Annotated in this window: 16 protein-coding genes; 9 read left to right on the top strand and 7 right to left on the bottom strand. The window is 60.6% G+C overall.

All coding sequences use genetic code 11. The features are described from left to right. Window positions 1-12 precede the first annotated feature (12 nt). The 3 genes from ACQY8Q_RS20050 to ACQY8Q_RS20040 all read right to left on the bottom strand — a co-directional run bounded on the left by ACQY8Q_RS20050 (window position 13) and on the right by ACQY8Q_RS20040 (window position 4,090). Window positions 13-2,199 carry an RNA degradosome polyphosphate kinase gene (locus tag ACQY8Q_RS20050; protein WP_428428172.1) on the bottom strand — a complete coding sequence of 729 codons (2,187 nt, stop codon included), beginning with the start codon at window positions 2,197-2,199 and terminating at the stop codon, window positions 13-15. A 67-nt stretch (window positions 2,200-2,266) separates the two neighbouring features. Continuing rightward, the gene (gene hdaA, locus ACQY8Q_RS20045) at window positions 2,267-2,953 is read right to left on the bottom strand and encodes a DnaA regulatory inactivator HdaA (RefSeq protein WP_428428171.1); all 687 of its coding nucleotides are present in this window, start codon (window positions 2,951-2,953) and stop codon (window positions 2,267-2,269) included. Window positions 2,954-2,959: 6 nt separating this feature from the next. Beyond that, window positions 2,960-4,090, bottom strand: a complete 1,131-nt coding sequence (locus tag ACQY8Q_RS20040) for an AI-2E family transporter (RefSeq protein WP_428428170.1) — start codon at window positions 4,088-4,090, stop codon at window positions 2,960-2,962. A 219-nt stretch (window positions 4,091-4,309) separates the two neighbouring features. Here ACQY8Q_RS20040 and purM point away from each other — a divergent pair, with 219 nt between their 5' ends. Further along, window positions 4,310-5,380 (top strand): phosphoribosylformylglycinamidine cyclo-ligase, encoded by a 1,071-nt coding sequence (purM, locus tag ACQY8Q_RS20035; protein WP_428428169.1) that lies wholly within the window; start codon window positions 4,310-4,312, stop codon window positions 5,378-5,380. 8 nt (window positions 5,381-5,388) lie between these two features. Next, window positions 5,389-6,009 carry a phosphoribosylglycinamide formyltransferase gene (gene purN, locus ACQY8Q_RS20030; protein ID WP_428429830.1) on the top strand — a complete coding sequence of 207 codons (621 nt, stop codon included), beginning with the start codon at window positions 5,389-5,391 and terminating at the stop codon, window positions 6,007-6,009. A 58-nt stretch (window positions 6,010-6,067) separates the two neighbouring features. On the opposite strand, the gene ACQY8Q_RS20025 is transcribed toward purN, so the two are convergent. Beyond that, window positions 6,068-6,670 carry an NUDIX domain-containing protein gene (locus ACQY8Q_RS20025; RefSeq protein ID WP_428428168.1) on the bottom strand — a complete coding sequence of 201 codons (603 nt, stop codon included), beginning with the start codon at window positions 6,668-6,670 and terminating at the stop codon, window positions 6,068-6,070. 6 nt (window positions 6,671-6,676) lie between these two features. Then, window positions 6,677-8,809, bottom strand: a complete 2,133-nt coding sequence (locus tag ACQY8Q_RS20020; protein WP_428428167.1) for a molybdopterin-containing oxidoreductase family protein — start codon at window positions 8,807-8,809, stop codon at window positions 6,677-6,679. Window positions 8,810-8,876: 67 nt separating this feature from the next. Between ACQY8Q_RS20020 and ACQY8Q_RS20015 the strand changes: the two genes are divergently transcribed. The 5 genes from ACQY8Q_RS20015 (at window position 8,877) to ACQY8Q_RS19995 (ending at window position 12,225) form a co-directional block, all read left to right on the top strand. Continuing rightward, window positions 8,877-9,755, top strand: coding sequence for a 23S rRNA (adenine(2030)-N(6))-methyltransferase RlmJ (locus ACQY8Q_RS20015; RefSeq protein ID WP_428428166.1), 879 nt, complete (start codon window positions 8,877-8,879; stop codon window positions 9,753-9,755). A 76-nt stretch (window positions 9,756-9,831) separates the two neighbouring features. Beyond that, window positions 9,832-10,266, top strand: a complete 435-nt coding sequence (locus tag ACQY8Q_RS20010) for a hypothetical protein (RefSeq protein WP_428428165.1) — start codon at window positions 9,832-9,834, stop codon at window positions 10,264-10,266. Window positions 10,267-10,274: 8 nt separating this feature from the next. Continuing rightward, entirely contained in the window at window positions 10,275-11,033 is a 759-nt protein-coding gene (locus ACQY8Q_RS20005) for a ribonuclease T2 family protein (RefSeq protein WP_428428164.1), read from the top strand. Window positions 11,034-11,074: 41 nt separating this feature from the next. After that, complete coding sequence (locus tag ACQY8Q_RS20000) at window positions 11,075-11,665, top strand: glutathione S-transferase (protein ID WP_428428163.1); 591 nt, start codon at window positions 11,075-11,077, stop codon at window positions 11,663-11,665. 47 nt (window positions 11,666-11,712) lie between these two features. After that, window positions 11,713-12,225, top strand: a complete 513-nt coding sequence (locus tag ACQY8Q_RS19995) for a GNAT family N-acetyltransferase (protein WP_428428162.1) — start codon at window positions 11,713-11,715, stop codon at window positions 12,223-12,225. 53 nt (window positions 12,226-12,278) lie between these two features. On the opposite strand, the gene ACQY8Q_RS19990 is transcribed toward ACQY8Q_RS19995, so the two are convergent. Next, complete coding sequence (locus ACQY8Q_RS19990; protein WP_428428161.1) at window positions 12,279-12,917, bottom strand: outer membrane protein; 639 nt, start codon at window positions 12,915-12,917, stop codon at window positions 12,279-12,281. Between the two features lie 334 nt (window positions 12,918-13,251). Between ACQY8Q_RS19990 and ACQY8Q_RS19985 the strand changes: the two genes are divergently transcribed. Continuing rightward, window positions 13,252-14,046 carry an SDR family oxidoreductase gene (locus tag ACQY8Q_RS19985; protein WP_428428160.1) on the top strand — a complete coding sequence of 265 codons (795 nt, stop codon included), beginning with the start codon at window positions 13,252-13,254 and terminating at the stop codon, window positions 14,044-14,046. Beyond that, complete coding sequence (gene uvrC, locus ACQY8Q_RS19980; protein WP_428428159.1) at window positions 14,043-16,070, top strand: excinuclease ABC subunit UvrC; 2,028 nt, start codon at window positions 14,043-14,045, stop codon at window positions 16,068-16,070. Before ACQY8Q_RS19985 ends, uvrC begins: the two co-directional genes overlap by 4 nt. Window positions 16,071-16,130: 60 nt before the next feature. On the opposite strand, the gene ACQY8Q_RS19975 is transcribed toward uvrC, so the two are convergent. After that, window positions 16,131-16,817, bottom strand: a complete 687-nt coding sequence (locus ACQY8Q_RS19975) for an alpha/beta hydrolase (RefSeq protein WP_428428158.1) — start codon at window positions 16,815-16,817, stop codon at window positions 16,131-16,133. Between the last annotated feature and the right edge of the window lie 69 nt (window positions 16,818-16,886).

The raw sequence follows: 16,886 nt of genomic DNA, 5'->3' as shown, positions 1-16,886 counted from the left end.
GCAATTCCAGTTTTATCTTCTGCGGCCGCTATCCCAGCCGGCAATAACCTTCGGCGTGCTGGATTTCAAGGCCTCTCCCCGCCCGGACAGGCTGGGATTGGTCATGAAGTAGACCTGCGCATTGAACGGTTCGGAATCCTTGGCGACTTCCATGCGCCGTGACGTTCCGTCAGGAAGAATCTCGTAGCTCTGCTGGTTATCGATGAGATTACCCAGCATGATCTGCGACAGAACCTGTTCATGCACAGTCCGGTTGATGAGAGGCACAAGGGTCTCCACCCGCCGGTCCAGATTGCGCGGCATCATGTCCGCCGATCCGATATAGACGAGCGCGTGCTCTGAGGGAAGCCCATGGCCGTTGCCGAAACAGAAGATGCGGGAATGCTCGAGGAAGCGCCCGACAATCGATTTGACGCGGATCTTGTCGGATAGTCCGGGAACCTGCGGCCGCAGGCAGCAGATGCCGCGCACCACCAGGTCGATCTGCACCCCGGCGCGGCTGGCGCGGTAAAGCGCATCGATGATTTCCGGATCGACCAGTGAATTCATCTTCATCCAGATCGACGCCGGACGGCCGGCCTCGGCATGGACGATCTCCTCGCCGATATGCTGCAGGATGCGCGGACGCAGCGTGTGCGGCGAAATCGCCAGCTTCATGCCCGCTTCCGGTTCGCCGTAGCCGGTGATGAAATTGAAGATATTGGCCATGTCATGGGCAATCTTCGGATTGCAGGTGAAGAACGACAGGTCGGTATAGATCTTCGCCGTCACCGGGTGATAGTTGCCGGTGCCCAGATGACAGTAGGTACGAAGCTTGCCTTCTTCGCGGCGCACCACCATCGACATCTTGGCATGGGTCTTCAGTTCGATGAAGCCGAACACCACCTGCACGCCGGCACGCTCCAGATCGCGCGCCCAGCGGATATTGGCCTCTTCGTCAAAGCGCGCTTTGAGCTCCACCAGCGCGGTCACCGACTTTCCGGCTTCGGCTGCGTCAATGAGCGCACGGACGATCGGGCTGTCATTGGAGGTGCGATAGAGCGTCTGCTTTATCGCCAGAACGTCAGGATCGCGCGCAGCCTGGAGCAGAAACTGCACCACCACGTCGAAGCTTTCGTAGGGGTGGTGGACGACCATGTCCTTTTCGCGGATGGCGGCGAGACAGTCTCCGGCATGTTCGCGGACGCGCTCGGGAAATCGCGCATTGTACGGCTCGAAGCGCAAATCCTCGCGCGGCGCCTTGGTGATCTCCGAGAGCGTATTGAGGGCGAGGAGGCCCGGCAGGACCGCGACGCGGTTTTCCGGAACGCCGAGTTCGCCGACGACGAACTGGCGCAGCTCAAACGGCATTTCCGAATCGATCTCGATGCGAATGACCGAACCGCGCCGGCGCCGCTTCAGGGCCGTCTCATAGAACTGTACGAGATCTTCAGCTTCTTCCTCGACCTCGATATCGCTGTCGCGAATGATGCGGAAGGTGCCGGAGCCCTTGACTTCATAGCCCGGAAACAGCCGTTCGATGAACAGGCCGACGACATCCTCCAGCGTGATGTAGCGGATCACCGATTTTGCGTCGGGCAGCCGGATGAACCGGTCCAGCGCCACCGGCAGGCGCAACAGCGCCGTCATCGGCTCGCGACCGCGCGTGCTGGTGAGCTGCAGGCCCATGGTGAAGCCAAGGTTCGGGATAAACGGGAATGGATGGGCGGGATCGATCGAAAGCGGCGTCAAGACCGGAAAGATCGACTGCTCGAACTCGGTGGCAAGCCATCCGCGATCCTGCACCGACAGCGAGATCGGCCGGACGATCAGAATATCTTCCTTGGCGAGATATTGCTGCAATACGGCCAGCGACGCCTGCTGCTCCATCTGCAGATTGTCGATTTCCTTGAGGATATCCTGCAGCTGCTCGACCGGCGTCTTGCCGTCCGGGCTGCGCACGACGACGCCCTGGCGAACCTGTCCTTCGAGACCGGCAACGCGGACCATGAAGAATTCATCGAGATTGGCCGCCGAGATCGACAGGAAGCGGACACGCTCCAGCAGCGGATGGGCGGTATTGAGGGTTTCCTCGAGAACGCGGCGGTTGAACTGCAACCAGGAAAACTCGCGGTTGATGAAGCGCTCGGGGCTGGTCAGAAGATCGATTTCGTCGGCCACCGGCGCGTTTGCTGTCGTTGCAGATGTCACAGTGTCCATTATCCTCAACCCGCCTTTTTGCTTTTCTCGAAGCAGCTAGCTCAGTTTGACGACCTAACTATGACAGTCAATCGATTTCGCGTGTCTTTCCAAGGGTGTTGAGCACTTCCAGCGCCAGCGCCCGGTTGATGCGGGTGCCGCGTGCCAGCGCCAGATGATCCAGCCTTTCGACGATCGTCTGGGCAGATTCCAGCGACCGCTCCATGCGGGCGGCGATATAGCCGATCAGCCGGTCATCGACGGCAAGCTGGCGGTCGGCCAGAAGCTTGACCAGAACCTGTGCCAGCAATTCGTCATCCGGCTCGCCGATCTCGACGACAGTCGCTGCCTTCAGGCGCGAACGCAGATCCGGCAGGTCGACCGGCCAGGACATCGGCCAGAGCCGGCTGGTGATCAACAGGCTGGTGCCATTCTCGCGCACGCTGTTGATGACATGGAACAGGGCACGATCATCAAAACCCTGCCGGTCGGCATCCTCGAAAAGCACCGGGCCCGCCGCTGCGATCTCGGCCGCGTTGCTATCAGCTGCCGGGTGAATAGACAGGGCAGCGCTGTTTTCCCGCCAGATCGCTGCCAGATGCGATTTGCCCGAACCGACAGGCCCGGCCAGGATCACCACCGGCGACGGCCAGCGCGGCCAGCTGTCGATGATCGTCACGGCAGCCTTCAGGCGTTCGGACACGAGCAGATCGTCACGACCCGTCTGCGGTTCGTGCTCGAAAACGAGCGGCAATTGTTCGAACTTGCGGACCATACGCTGTTACTCTGGAAGCTTGGGGCTTTGGCGGTCTGGCTCGATCGTCAGGATATGACGATGACCGTGGTAGAGCGCACTGTCGAGATAACGGCCAATGCCGAAGCGAACCAGCACGCCGATAGCGGCGGCGCACGGGACTGCCACCAGCAGGCCGACAAAGCCGAACAGCGCGCCGAAGGCAAGCAGCGCAAACATCAGCCAGACCGGATGCAGGCCGACGCTCTTGCCGACCAGCCGAGGTTGAAGGATGTTGCCCTCGAGGAACTGCCCGGCAAAGAAGATCGCCGCGATGATGATGATATTGAAGTACTCCGGCCAGAACTGGACCAGAGCAACGCCCAGGGCAAGGACGAGCCCAACCATCGAGCCGACATAGGGGATGAAACTGATCATGCCGGCGAACAGGCCAATCAGCAGGCCGAAATTCAACCCGGCGAAGGTCAGCGAAATTCCGTAGAACAGGCCGAGAATGATGCAGAGCGAGCCCTGCCCGCGCACGAAGCCGGCAATCGTCGCGTTCATGTCGCGGGAGATCTGGCGCACAGTCGCAACATGGTCGCGCGGTATCCAGCTATCGACCCGCTCGACCATCCGGTCCCAATCGAGCAGCAAATAGAATGCGACGACCGGGGTGATCACGAACAACGAGATGATATCGAGCAACGCCACGCCCGAATTCCACAATTGCTGGAATAGCGTGCCGAGGAAGCCTGCACCCTGCTCGAGCAGCTTGGCGGAGTTCTGCTTGATCGTGTCCATCTGCCCGGAAATCCAGTCCGGCAGCCAGGCGGCATCCGGGCTGGTCAGGAATTCCTGCAGCTTCGACACGTAACCAGGCATCTTCTGGATGAATTCGGACGCCTGGGTAAACACGATCGGAATGATCACCACCAGCGACAAGGCGAAGACGACGACGAAGCCGATCAGGATGACGACGGTCGCCATCAATCGGCTGAGGCCAATGCGCTCAAGCCGGTCGGCGACGGGATCGAGAAAATAGGCAAGCGCCATGCCGGCAATGAACGGCAGGAGAATGGTGGAGAACACCATCAGGAAGGCAATGAATGCGGCAAGGAAAAGCAGCCAGAAAATGATCTGGCGCTGCAGCCCGCTGCCGCTCAATTTGTTGACCATGCCGCTGTCCCGATGTCTTGCCGCCCGCGCCTCGATGCGCCGCTTCTATGGTTTGAGATAGGATGTGCCACCGACGATGGTCAAGCCTGTGGTGCAAAAGGGCTGGCAATGGCCGGCAAAACAACAAAAAAGCGGGAGTAACGGGGCCAATATGCTTGCACTTGCGGCACCACCATGCCAATCGCAATCCAAATATGACGAGCCGGCGGAGATCAAGCCATGAGCGAGCCAGGAAAGAACGGTCTGACCTACAGCGATGCAGGTGTGGATATCGATGCCGGAAACCTTTTGGTGGAAAAGATCAAGCCTCATGTGCGCTCGACGCGCCGCCCAGGCGCCGACGGCGAGATCGGCGGCTTCGGCGGCCTGTTCGACCTGAAGGCGGCCGGTTTCAAGGATCCGGTTCTGGTTGCCGCCAATGACGGCGTCGGCACCAAGCTGAAGATCGCCATCGAGGCCAGCAAGCATGACACGGTTGGCATCGACCTCGTCGCCATGTGCGTCAACGACCTCGTCGTCCAGGGCGCTGAGCCGCTGTTCTTCCTCGACTACTTTGCCACCGGCAAGCTTGATCCCGACCAGGGTGCTGCCATCGTCGGCGGTATTGCCGCCGGTTGCCGCGAGGCAGGCTGCGCGCTGATCGGTGGCGAGACCGCCGAAATGCCGGGCATGTATGCCGGCGGCGATTATGATCTCGCAGGCTTTGCCGTGGGTGCCGCCGAACGCGGCCAGCTGCTTCCCGCCGGCGATATCGCCGAAGGCGACGTCATTCTGGGTCTCGCCTCCTCCGGCGTCCATTCCAACGGCTATTCGCTGGTGCGCAAGATCGTTTCGCTGTCGGGCCTTGCCTGGGACGCCCCTGCGCCGTTCGGCGAAGGTACGCTGGCTGATGTTCTCATGACCCCGACACGCATCTATGTGAAGCCGCTGTTGAAGGCCATCCGCGAGACCGGAAAGCTGAAGGCGCTCGCGCACATCACCGGCGGCGGTTTTCCCGAAAACATTCCACGGGTGCTGCCGAAGCATCTCGCCGCCGAGATCGACCTTGCTGCCATCAAGGCACCGGCCGTCTTCTCCTGGCTTGCCAAGACCGGCGGTGTCGCTGCCAACGAGATGCTGCGCACCTTCAACTGCGGCGTCGGCATGATTGTCGTGGTTGCCGCAGAGGATGCCGATCAGGTGACGTCGGTTCTGAAGGCCGAAGGCGAGACCGTCTTTGAGCTCGGCCGCATGGTCGCCCGCGACGAAGGCGCTGCCGGAACGATCTACAAGGGCACGCTCACTCTATGATCGAGACGGTGAAAGCGGCCCGCAAGCGGGTCGTGGTATTCATTTCCGGCGGCGGCTCCAACATGCTGGCGCTGGTCAAGGCTGCCTCCGAGCCGGATTACCCCGCTGACATCATCGCCGTCATCTCCGACAAGGCAGATGCTGGCGGCCTGGCGAAAGCCGCGGCCCTCGGCATCGCCACTTTCTCGTTCGTGCGCAAGGACTATGATAGCAAGGACGCCCACGAAGCGGCGATCCTTTCGACACTGAAAACCCTGTCGCCCGACATCATCTGCCTGGCCGGTTATATGCGGCTGCTGACCGCCACCTTCATCAACGCCTACGATGGCCGGATCATCAATATCCACCCTTCCCTGCTGCCGCTCTTTCCCGGCCTGCACACCCACCAGCGCGCCATCGATGCCGGCATGACCGAGGCCGGCTGCACCGTGCATTTCGTCACCGAAGGCATGGACGAAGGCCCGGTGATCCTCCAGGCAAAGGTGCCGGCATTGCCGGGCGATACGGCAGACGATCTTTCAGCACGGGTGCTGGTTGAGGAACACAAGTCCTATCCGGCAGCGCTGCGGCTTGTGGCCGACGGCAAGGTGCGGATGGATGGTAGTAAGGCGGTATCAGCCGACAGTTGAGTTAGCGCCGTCTGCGGCTTGCAACTTGGCCCTCATGCAGCACTTGCATCTGCCGGCTTCAATTTTTCGACTTCAATTTTTCCCTATTCAGCATCGCCCATTGCAACAGCATGATCGTCTTGCCATCGCATATTTCGCCCGTGTAGATCATCGCCATGGCGTCGGCGAGCGGGATTTCCAGAACCTCGATATCCTCGTCCTCGTGGGCAGCACCGCCTCCGTCTTCGGCGCGCACAGTCACGTCGATGATCGCGGCAAAGAAGTGGACCGTCTCCGTCACGGCGCCGGGCGACATGAAGGCCTGGAAGACGGGACGGACGTCCGTCACCAGATAGCCGGTTTCCTCCATCACCTCGCGCTTGATCGCCTCGGCCGGATGATCGCCGTCGAGCAGCCCGGCCGGCGTTTCCAGAAGCCAGCCCGAATGGCCGTTGAGATAGGCCGGGATGCGGAACTGGCGCACCAGGACGACGCTGTCGCGCTTGGGATCATAGAGCAAGATGGTGGCGCCGTTGCCGCGATCATAGACTTCCCGCTTCAGCGTCTTGGTGATGCCGTTCGAGCCGGTATAATTGAAGGTGACATTGCGCAGGTGGTACCAGTTTTTCGATAGGGTCTCATCCTTGAGGATCTCGACCTTGGCATTTTCGAACTTCGTCATCGGCTGCTAATCCTTGCGCATCCATACGCGGTTGTCGTGAAAGGCCGCTCCCCCATAGGGTGCCGCCGCATCGGCGCCGGTGAGCACGTTGATGCCCTCGCCGTCCAGATGCGCATCGTTCGGCCAAAGTCCCTCGGCAATGACGACGCCACGCCGGGCACCGCCGCCGAGCTTGACGTGCAGCCGGATCTCGCCGCGATCATTGCCGATGCGGACGACCTCGCCGTCGGCAATGCCAAGAGCCTCTGCATCTTCCGCGTGGATCATCGCTTCCGGCCGGACTTCCTTCTGCAGCGACGATGGCGTTTCCGCAAACGTCGAATTGAGGAACGACCGGGCCGGCGATGTCGCCAGGCGGAACGGATGCGTTGGGGTTGCCACCTCGATCAGGTCGACATGGTCGGGAAACTCCGGCAACTGCGCGTGCGGACCAAAGACGCCGAGCGCCTTTGGCGGACGGTTTGGTGCGGGCGTGCCGGTCCAGTCTGCTTTGAAGCGGAATTTTCCGTCCGGATGGCCGAAACCATCGACGAAATGCGCGGTGTCGAAATCTGGCTGGACGTCCAGCCATTTCTCGCGCTTCAGCGCGTCATAGCCGATGCCGTAATTGACCAGGATATGGTCGATATGGTCGCGCTCGCTCAAACCAAACCCGGGTCTATCGGCGACGCCGAGCCGTTTTGCCAGTTCCTCGATGACGAACAGATTGGTGCGCACGGTCGATGGCGGCTCGACCACCTTGGGGCCGAGCAGGATGTGCTGGTGGCCGCCGCCGCGATAGAGATCGTCATGCTCGAGAAACATGGTGGCGGGCAAAACGATATCGGCAACCTTGGCCGTGTCGGTCATGAACTGCTCGTGCACGGCGACGAAAAGATCATCGCGCAGAAAACCGCGCTTCACCAGCCGCTGTTCCGGCGCGACATTGACCGGATTGGTGTTCTGGATCAGCATCGCCGTCACCGGACCGCGCTGGCGCAGCGCTTCCGCATCGCCAGTCAGCACCCGGCCGACCTGCGACTGGTCGAGCATGCGGATATCCGGATCGAGCATCGCAGATCCGACCAGCTCGCGCTTGTCGAAGCGGAAAATATCGTTGTTGGTATGGAAGGCGCCGCCGCCTTCATGCTGCCAGGAGCCAAGCACGGTCGGTACCGAGGCTGCGGCATGGATGGCGACCGCGCCGTTGCGCTGGCGGGTAAAACCGTAGCCGAGCCGGAAATAGGTTTTGGGCGTGGTGCCGACCAGCTTGCCGAACGCTTCAATCTCCTCCACCGGTAACCCGGCGATGGCCGAGGCCCATTCTGGCGTGCGGGTCCTCAGATGGTTCTCAAGACCCGCCGGATCATCGGCGTATTTTGCGAGGTAAGCCCGGTCGGCATAACCATCGCGAAAGGCGATGTGCATGACGGCACAGGCCAGCGCCGCGTCGGTTCCGGGCTTCAGCACCAGCCCCATATCGGCCTGCTTGATGGTTGGATTGTCGTAGATGTCGATGACGACGATCTTGGCGCCACGCTCCTTGCGGGCCTTGATCGCGTGAGTCATGACGTTGACCTGGGTCGAGACCGCATTGGTGCCCCAGATGACGACGCAATCGGATTTGGCCATCTCGCGCGGATCGGGGCCGCGCAGCGAACCGGTCGCCATCGCCAGCCCTGTCCAGGCGAGGTTGGTGCAGATCGAGCCGAAGAAGCCGGAGTACTTTTTGGCGTGACGCAGCCGGTCGATCGAATCGCGCTGCACCTGCCCCATCGTCCCGGCGTAGAAATACGGCCAGATCGCTTCCGAACCGTATTGCTGCTCGGCCTTGATGAAGGCGCCGGCAATCTCGTCGAGCGCGTCCTCCCAGGACAGCTGCTGCCAGCTCCCCTCGCCCTTGGCGCCCTTGCGGCGCTGCGGCACCATCAGGCGGCCGGGATGGTAGATACGCTCGGAATAGCGCGCAACCTTGGCGCAGATGACGCCGGCGGTGTAAGTATTGGCGCTGGCGCCGCGCACCCGGCCGATCCGGCCTTCGGGCGTGATGTCGACCTCCAGCGCGCACGCCGAGGGACAGTCGTGCGGACAGACAGTGTAGCCGACGGACTTTTCTGGTTTTATAGGGGTCGCAACGTTCATGGCTTTTCTATATTGCATCGCGAAAGGGTGTCACAGTCCCCTTCGCCATACATTCCAACATTTCACGGGACGATAAGGGACGCGAATGAATTACCGTCACATCTACCACGCCGGAAACTTCGCCGATGTCCTGAAGCACGCCGTGCTCGCCCGGCTGATCGTCTACATGGCGCAGAAGGAAAAAGCGTTCCGGGTGCTCGATACCCATGCCGGTATCGGGCTTTATGACCTGTCGAGCGAGGAAGCGCAGAAGACCGGCGAATGGGTCGATGGTATCGGCCGCATTCTCGACGCCGACATTCCGGCCAAGGCGAAAGCGATCCTCGAGCCTTACCTCACGGCCGTGCGCGATCTCAATCCGGATCGAGGTCCGGATGGCGGCCTGACGCTCTATCCGGGATCTCCAAAACTGACCCGCATGCTGATGCGGCCGCAGGACCGGCTGTCGGCGATGGAACTGCATCCCGACGACTACGAGACACTGCACCGGCTGTTCGACGGTGATTTTCAGAGCCGTATCACCGAACTCGATGGCTGGCTGGCGCTCGGCGCTCATCTGCCGCCGAAGGAAAAGCGCGGCATCGTGCTGGTCGATCCGCCGTTCGAAATCGCTGGCGAATACGAGCGGTTGGCGGACGGCCTGCACAAAGCCTACCGGCGGTTTTCCGGCGGCACCTTCTGCCTGTGGTATCCGCTCAAGCAGGGCGCGCCGATTGCCGAATTCCATGCCGCCCTTCAGGCACTGGAAATCCCGAAAATGCTGTGCGCCGAACTCTCGGTCCGCAGCGACCGCGACACGACCGGGCTTTCCGGCTCCGGCCTGATCATCGTCAACCCGCCGTTTACGCTGAAGAGCGAACTCGACATCCTTCTGCCCTTCCTCAAGGACCGGCTGAAACAGGATCGCCATGCCTCTGCCCGCGCCTTCTGGCTGCGCGGTGAGGACGTACCTGAACGGGATTGAACAAGTGCGCGGTCGAACGGGGCTTGACGGTCAACCTGCAAGAGACGCACTCTGCGGATGGCCGGGGGAGAGGATCATGACAGGACTGTTTGTGCGCACCGTTGTTGTCTCGCTCACCGCAATGGCATGCGTCGCCATGCCGGTAAAGGCGTCCGACCATCTCAACTATGGCATGGCGCGCGTCACGGATGCCTGCCGGAGCCCGGAAGTGCTTGGGTTCATTACGTCCGGCTTCGGTGCTCGAGCCGCCGGCTATCTGAAAATGGACATAGCCATCGCCGAAATCCGCGACATGCGGCAGAAACGCATTGTCCTGCGCGACAAGACCCGTCCGGTTCAGCGCGAATATTGCCACGCCACCGCCATCACCACCGATGGTGAGAAACGCGCGCTGTGGTATCTGATCGAGCGTGGCTTCGGCTTTGCCGGTATCGGCTCGAACATCGAGTTCTGCCTGAGCGGCCTCGATCCCTGGTCTGTCTACGGTGCGCAATGCGCGTCGTTGCGGTGACAGGCGTCATGTCTTGTGCCCGCCATCTGATCCTTGCCCTTGCCGGTCTTCTGGCGCTTGCAGCGTGCAGCGGCGAGGAAAAGAACCCGCAGGCCGGGAAAGACGCGCCCACGTCCAACACCACGGCCGCCAACACGCCGATCATCGGCAACCCGGCCACCGGAACACGTCCGAAAGCCCAAGCGGTTCCGCTGGGCAGCGGGTTCGACTTCTACGTCCTGTCGCTGTCGTGGTCGCCGAGCTGGTGCCTGGACAACGATCCGGCGGGACGATCGATGCAATGCGATCCGGACAACAATCACGGCTTCATCGTCCATGGGCTCTGGCCCCAGAACGAACAGGGATATCCCGAATTCTGCCGCACACGCGAATCCGATCGTGTGCCGGACACGCTCGGCCGAACCCTGTTCGATATCATGCCGTCGATGGGGCTGATCGGCCATGAATGGCGCAAGCATGGCTCCTGCTCGGGACTGAGCCAGAAGGATTATTTTGCGGTCCTGCGCACCGCCCGCGAAAAAGTCGTGATACCGCCGTCCCTGCAATCGGTCGGATCGGACCAGAGGACAAATGCCACGCAAATAGAAACGACCCTGACATCGGCCAATCCGGGTCTTCGCTCCGATGCGCTCGCTGTCACCTGCGCCTCCGGCCGCATCGAGGAAGTCCGCATCTGCTTCAACAAGGATCTGAGCTTCCGCGCCTGCGGCGAGATCGATCGCGGCGGCTGCAAGGTGAAAAACCTCCAGCTTCCGGCCACACCCTAAAACACCTAAACACACCGACCATCCAGCGAAAGAAAGCTCTGATGAAGATCTTCTATTCCCCCACCTCCCCCTATTCCAACAAGGTACGCATGGCCGCACGCTACGCCGGTCTTGCGACTGAAAACGTCTTGACCGACACCAACGGCAATCCGCAGGACCTGATCGCCAGCAACCCCTTTGGCAAGATCCCGACGCTGGTGACCGACGAGGGAAAGGCGATATACGACAGCCGCGTGATCATGAATGTCATCGACCGCGAGACCAAGGGCAAGCTCTATCCGCGCAACGCTGCCAAGCGCACCGACGTGGAAATACTGGAAGCCCTGTGCGACGGCATCTGCGACTGCCTGCTGGCAATCGTCTACGAAAAGCGCTTCCATCCGCCGGAAAAGGTCCATCAACCCTGGATCGACAGGCAGTGGGAAAAGGCCGGCCGTGGTCTCGACCTCCTCAACGCCAACCTGCCGAAGACCGGTGCCAAGCTGCATGCCGGTCACTTCGCGCTGGCAGCGCTGCTGCGTTATCTCGAAGTGCGTTTCGCCGGCGAATGGCAGAAGGGCCGCCCGAAGCTGAAGAACTGGCCGCAGAAATTCGAAAAATTCTTCCCAGACTACGCCCAGTTCAAGGTCTGATCAGACTGTCATCAGGAGCGCGGCGTTCGCGAAATGGAGCAATATCAATGGCTGATATCATCCTGGAAACGCCGCGCCTCCGATTGGTGACATGGGAGGCGGACGACGCCGGGATCATCGAGGCGCTGCATTCCTCCATCGAGACGACACGATATCTGTCTGGCGCGGCACCGTGGAGCCGGGAGCGCGCGCAGGAGCGTCTGCAGAACTGGCTTAATGAAGCCAAGCGCGACGGCACCACCAAATACAAGCTTCTCGCTCGCGAGAACGGCGCCTTCGTTGGCCGGGCGGGATTTTCCTTGCTCGGCCAGACCTACGAACTCGGCTATTCACTCGGTCACGAGGCCTGGGGCAAAGGGTATGCGACCGAGATTGCCGGGGCCTTGGCCCACTGGTTCTTCGAAAAGGGTTTTTCGGATAGATTCATCGCCTTCACACATCCGGACAACACTGCATCGAAACGCGTCCTGACCAAGATTGGCATGCTGCCATGCGCGGCCGTCATCATCGATGACATTCTCTGCCCCACCTTCGAAATGCGACGGCAGCACCAAGCTTGAAACGCAAAAAAGGCCGGATCGCTCCGGCCTTTTGTCATCTGCAGTCTGATGGATCAGAACTTTACGCCCATACCGACGCGGACGCTGTGTTCGTCGTAACCCGACGAAACCTTGCCGCCGCGCAGGCTGAAGTCCTTCGAACCGTAGTCGGAGTAGCGGTATTCGACACGCGCCGTGATGTTGTCGGTCACGAAGGCTTCTGCACCCGCACCGGCTGTCCAGCCGAGCAGCGTGTTGGAGTCCGACGTACCGCCCTGCGAGGCCTTGACGTTGCTTGCAGCAACACCGGCCGTACCGTAAACGAGAACCGGGTTCAGATCGACACCGACGCGAGCGCGCAGCGAGCCGTTTGTGCGCTGCTTCAAGCCGACACGGCCATTGCTGCTGTCGTTGTCGCCGTAGTTGACGTCGGCTTCACCGCCGTAAACGATCTGGCCGCTCTGCATGTTGTAACCACCGTAGAGACCGCCGCCGAAGCCTGCAGCTGTACCGTCGCCATTGCCGTTAAACTTGCCGTGGCCCCAGTTGGCGGTACCACCGACATAGGCGCCCGACCAGTTCTTCACAGCCGGTTCGTTGTATTCAGCAGCCGGAGCAGCCGGAACTTCGTCGATCGCGTCGGCGGCCTGTACGGCGGAGAAAGCGATCAGGGATACGGCAGACGCCATAAGAGTGGTGATGAGAGTACGCATTAAAGTCTCCTTTACGGCCGATGTTCCGGACCCTCGCGGTCCCAAACTGATACATCGGGAAATTTCTAATTAACCCCGCCCGGTTGATGGAGAATTTGACAATCAAATGCGGATTCTCAAGAGCTAAATTGTGAAATTTTAGAGGCAGAAGCATGGCTACAATGCGATGTTGCTTCATGGCCACATGGTAATTATTAACCATGAAACAGTATTAACAAAATATATAATATAACATCTCGAAATAATTCAATTTACCGCTTTTGCATTAATTTTTCTGAAACGAATGCACCGGGCCGGTTTCGCAATAACGTCCCTCCTCCTATATCCTTGCCAAATGCAAAGATACGAATCGCACGACAGCAGAGAGAAGACGCCACTGAAAACAGCGCTGGTCACTGGCGGTGCAAAGCGTATTGGCAAGGCTATCGTCGAGGATCTTGCTGCAAACGGGTTTGCCGTGGCCATTCACGCCAACACATCGCTGGCGGAAGCGGAGGCACTTGCAGCGACGATACGCGCCAATGGCGGCATAGCGTCAGCGATCGTGGCGGATCTTGCCGACACCGCCTCGACGCAAACGCTGATGCAGAAAGCCGCCGCCGCACTTGGGCCGATCGGCCTTCTCGTCAACAATGCCTCGCTGTTCAAGAAAGACAGCCTCGGTGATTTCGACGAGACGATCTGGGACCGGCACTTTGCCCTGCACGTCAAAGCCCCGTCGCTGCTTGCCCGTGATTTCGCCGCGCAATTGCCAGACGGGAATTCCGGGCTGATCATAAACATCATCGATCAGCGTGTCTGGGCTCCCAATCCGAGATTTTATTCCTATATGTTATCGAAGTCGGCTCTTTTGACGGCGACAAAAACGATGGCACAGGCCTTGGCACCGGCAATCCGCGTCAATGGCATCGGCCCCGGTCCGACGCTGCCGAACGAGCGGCAGAACACCAGGGATTTTGAGAGACAGATCGAGGCACTGATCCTGAGGCGTGGACCGCAGCTTGACGAATTCGGCCGGGCGATCCGGTTCCTATTCGAGACGCCGTCGATCACCGGGCAGATGATCGCCCTTGACGGCGGCCAGCATCTGGCCTGGGAAACGCCGGATATTTTGGAGATTGTGGAATGAACGGGCGCGTGCCCAATGACGGCGGCATTCTTTATGATGAAAATGCCGGCGACGACGAAGACCTGATCGAGGTAACGGACACGGCTGCGCCGGCGCCAATTCTTGATTGGGCCGAGACCAGCGCCATTCCCGACGGTTTGCGCGGTGCTGAACTGATCCAGGCCTTCGTCAAGCTGCTGCCCAACAGTCCCGGTGTCTACCGCATGTTCAACGAGGCGGGCGACGTGCTGTATGTCGGCAAAGCGCGCAGCCTGAAGAAGCGCGTCAGCAATTATGCGCAAGGGCGGCTGCATTCCAACCGTCTGACCAAGATGGTGCGCGAAACCGCTAACATGGAATTCGTCACGACGCGCACCGAGATCGAGGCGCTGCTGCTCGAAGCCAATTTGATCAAGCGGTTGCGGCCGCGCTTCAATGTGCTGTTGCGCGACGACAAGTCGTTTCCCTACATCCTGGTGACGGGGGATAGCCGGGCACCGGCGCTGTACAAACATCGCGGCGCCCGCAGCCGCAAAGGCGATTTCTTCGGCCCCTTCGCCTCGGCCGGCGCCGTTGGCCGAACCATCAATTCGCTGCAGCGCGCCTTTCTGCTTCGCACCTGCACCGACAGCGTCTTTGAAAGCCGCACCCGCCCCTGCCTGCTGCACCAGATCAAGCGCTGTGCCGCCCCCTGCACCCATGAGGTCAGCGACGCCGACTATGCCGAACTGGTGGCCGAGGCGAAGGATTTTCTCTCCGGCAAGAGCCAGGCGGTAAAGGCGACGATTTCGGCGGCGATGAGCGAGGCCTCCGAAAACCTCGATTTCGAGCGGGCAGCGCTTTACCGCGACCGGCTGGCAGCGCTGTCGCATGTCCAGAGCCATCAGGGCATCAATCCGTCCGGGGTTGAGGAAGCCGATGTCTTTGCCATCCATCACGAGGGCGGCGTCTCCTGCATCCAGGTGTTTTTCTTCCGCACCGGCCAGAACTGGGGTAACCGTGCCTATTTCCCCAAGGCCGACCCGACCCTGACATCAGCCGAAGTTCTCAGCGCCTTCCTGGCGCAGTTCTACGACGACAAGCCCTGTCCCCGGCAGCTCCTGCTCTGCGAGACGGTCGAGGAGCAGCAGCTTCTCGGCGAGGCGTTCAGCGAAAAATCCGGTTACAAGGTCGCCATTTTTGTGCCGCAGCGTGGCGAAAAGAAAGATCTGGTCGATCACGCCGTTGCCAATGCCCGCGAGGCGCATGGCCGCAAGCTGGCGGAAACGGCATCGCAATCACGCCTGCTCGAAGGTTTTGCCACGACGTTCAAGCTCGAGCGCACGCCGCGCCGCATCGAGATCTACGACAATTCCCACATCATGGGCACCAATGCCGTCGGCGGCATGGTGGTGGCGGGGCCGGAAGGGTTCGTCAAAGGTCAGTATCGCAAGTTCAATATCAAATCGACCGACATCACCCCGGGCGACGACTTCGGCATGATGAAGGAAGTGATGACGCGGCGGTTTTCACGGCTTTTGAAGGAAGAGGGCAAACCCGATCGCAGTGTGGAGACCAATGAGGATACCGCCTTCCCGGCCTGGCCGGACGTGATCCTGATCGACGGCGGCCAGGGCCAGATGACTGCGGTGCGCGCCATTCTCAAGGAACTGGATATCGAGGATTGCGTGGTCGCTATCGGCGTCGCCAAGGGTGTCGACCGCGAGGCCGGCCGCGAGCGCTTCTTCCCGCCGGCCGGCAGCCGCGACGGTTTTTCGCTGCCGCCGCGCGATCCCGTGCTCTATTTCATCCAGCGCATGCGCGACGAGGCACACCGCTTTGCCATCGGCTCGCACCGGGCGCGGCGCAAGAAGGAAATGATCAAGAACCCGCTCGACGAGATCGGCGGCATCGGCCCGACGCGCAAACGCGCGCTGCTCCACCATTTTGGCACCGCCAAGGCCGTGTCGCGCGCCGGGATCAATGACCTGATCGCCGTCGAGGGCATTTCCGAAGCGGTGGCACGGTTGGTCTACGATCATTTCCATGAGGACGGCACAAAGTAGCAATGGCGGCAGGCATCACTGCCCGCCGCCATTGCCATTCAGTTCAGGTGCGACCGGCGACTAGGCCTTTGCGGCTTCATCGATGAAGGCTGCGACTTCGACCGGCATCGAGGCCAGGGAGGCGTGGCTTGCCTTCAGCGTGATCACTTTTTTCGCACCGAGCCGGCCCGACATCCAGCGCTGGTTGTCTGGATGGATCATGTGGTCTTCGCTGGAAATCTGGTACCAGCTGCTCTTGTTCTTCCATGCCGGATTGCTGATCTCGTTGCCGAAGGTGCTGGCAAGCGGCGCCTTCTGGGTGATGCCCATGACAAGTCCTTCGCTGGCGGTCAGATCCTGGCAGAAGCTCTCGTGGTACTTCTCCGGCTTGACCCAGAGATAACCATCGCTGTCCGGCGCCAGATTGGCGGCTGCGGCCGGCGGATTTTTGCCGGTGATGCCACCTGGGCTCTCGCCGGCGTCCGGCGCAAATGCAGCGATATAGACAAGCCCTGTGACATTCGGCTGATTGCCCGCCTGGGTAATGACGGCGCCGCCGTAGGAATGGCCAACAAGCAGAACAGGCCCGTCCACCTGCGCAATCATCTTGCGGGTGCGCTCAGCATCATCTGCCAGCGATGTCAGCGGCATCTCGACCGCCTTGATGGATGTATGCCCCAAACGGGTCAGTTCAACGATGACCTTGCTCCAGTGGGCAGCGCCACCCCAAAAGCCGTGAACGAGAAGAATTGTCGGAACTTGTGTCATAAGGCTATCTCCAAAACATGGATTAGAAACAACTCAAAAAGAACGGGTTATCATCCCATTCCCGCACTC

This window comes from Pararhizobium sp. (genome assembly GCF_965279435.1).
Lineage (GTDB): Bacteria > Pseudomonadota > Alphaproteobacteria > Rhizobiales > Rhizobiaceae > Pararhizobium.
Note: the sequence above shows the minus strand (reverse complement) of the source record. Positions and strands in the feature narration are given on the sequence as shown.

Coding starts and splice junctions, on each gene's coding strand:
- ACQY8Q_RS20050 (WP_428428172.1), bottom strand. CDS start 2,199: ATGGACACTGTGACATCTGCAACGACAGCAAACGCGCCGGTGGCCGAC.
- hdaA (WP_428428171.1), bottom strand. CDS start 2,953: ATGGTCCGCAAGTTCGAACAATTGCCGCTCGTTTTCGAGCACGAACCG.
- ACQY8Q_RS20040 (WP_428428170.1), bottom strand. CDS start 4,090: ATGGTCAACAAATTGAGCGGCAGCGGGCTGCAGCGCCAGATCATTTTC.
- purM (WP_428428169.1), top strand. CDS start 4,310: ATGAGCGAGCCAGGAAAGAACGGTCTGACCTACAGCGATGCAGGTGTG.
- ACQY8Q_RS20025 (WP_428428168.1), bottom strand. CDS start 6,670: ATGACGAAGTTCGAAAATGCCAAGGTCGAGATCCTCAAGGATGAGACC.
- ACQY8Q_RS20020 (WP_428428167.1), bottom strand. CDS start 8,809: ATGCAATATAGAAAAGCCATGAACGTTGCGACCCCTATAAAACCAGAA.
- ACQY8Q_RS20015 (WP_428428166.1), top strand. CDS start 8,877: ATGAATTACCGTCACATCTACCACGCCGGAAACTTCGCCGATGTCCTG.
- ACQY8Q_RS20010 (WP_428428165.1), top strand. CDS start 9,832: ATGACAGGACTGTTTGTGCGCACCGTTGTTGTCTCGCTCACCGCAATG.
- ACQY8Q_RS20005 (WP_428428164.1), top strand. CDS start 10,275: ATGTCTTGTGCCCGCCATCTGATCCTTGCCCTTGCCGGTCTTCTGGCG.
- ACQY8Q_RS20000 (WP_428428163.1), top strand. CDS start 11,075: ATGAAGATCTTCTATTCCCCCACCTCCCCCTATTCCAACAAGGTACGC.
- ACQY8Q_RS19995 (WP_428428162.1), top strand. CDS start 11,713: ATGGCTGATATCATCCTGGAAACGCCGCGCCTCCGATTGGTGACATGG.
- ACQY8Q_RS19990 (WP_428428161.1), bottom strand. CDS start 12,917: ATGCGTACTCTCATCACCACTCTTATGGCGTCTGCCGTATCCCTGATC.
- ACQY8Q_RS19985 (WP_428428160.1), top strand. CDS start 13,252: ATGCAAAGATACGAATCGCACGACAGCAGAGAGAAGACGCCACTGAAA.
- uvrC (WP_428428159.1), top strand. CDS start 14,043: ATGAACGGGCGCGTGCCCAATGACGGCGGCATTCTTTATGATGAAAAT.
- ACQY8Q_RS19975 (WP_428428158.1), bottom strand. CDS start 16,817: ATGACACAAGTTCCGACAATTCTTCTCGTTCACGGCTTTTGGGGTGGC.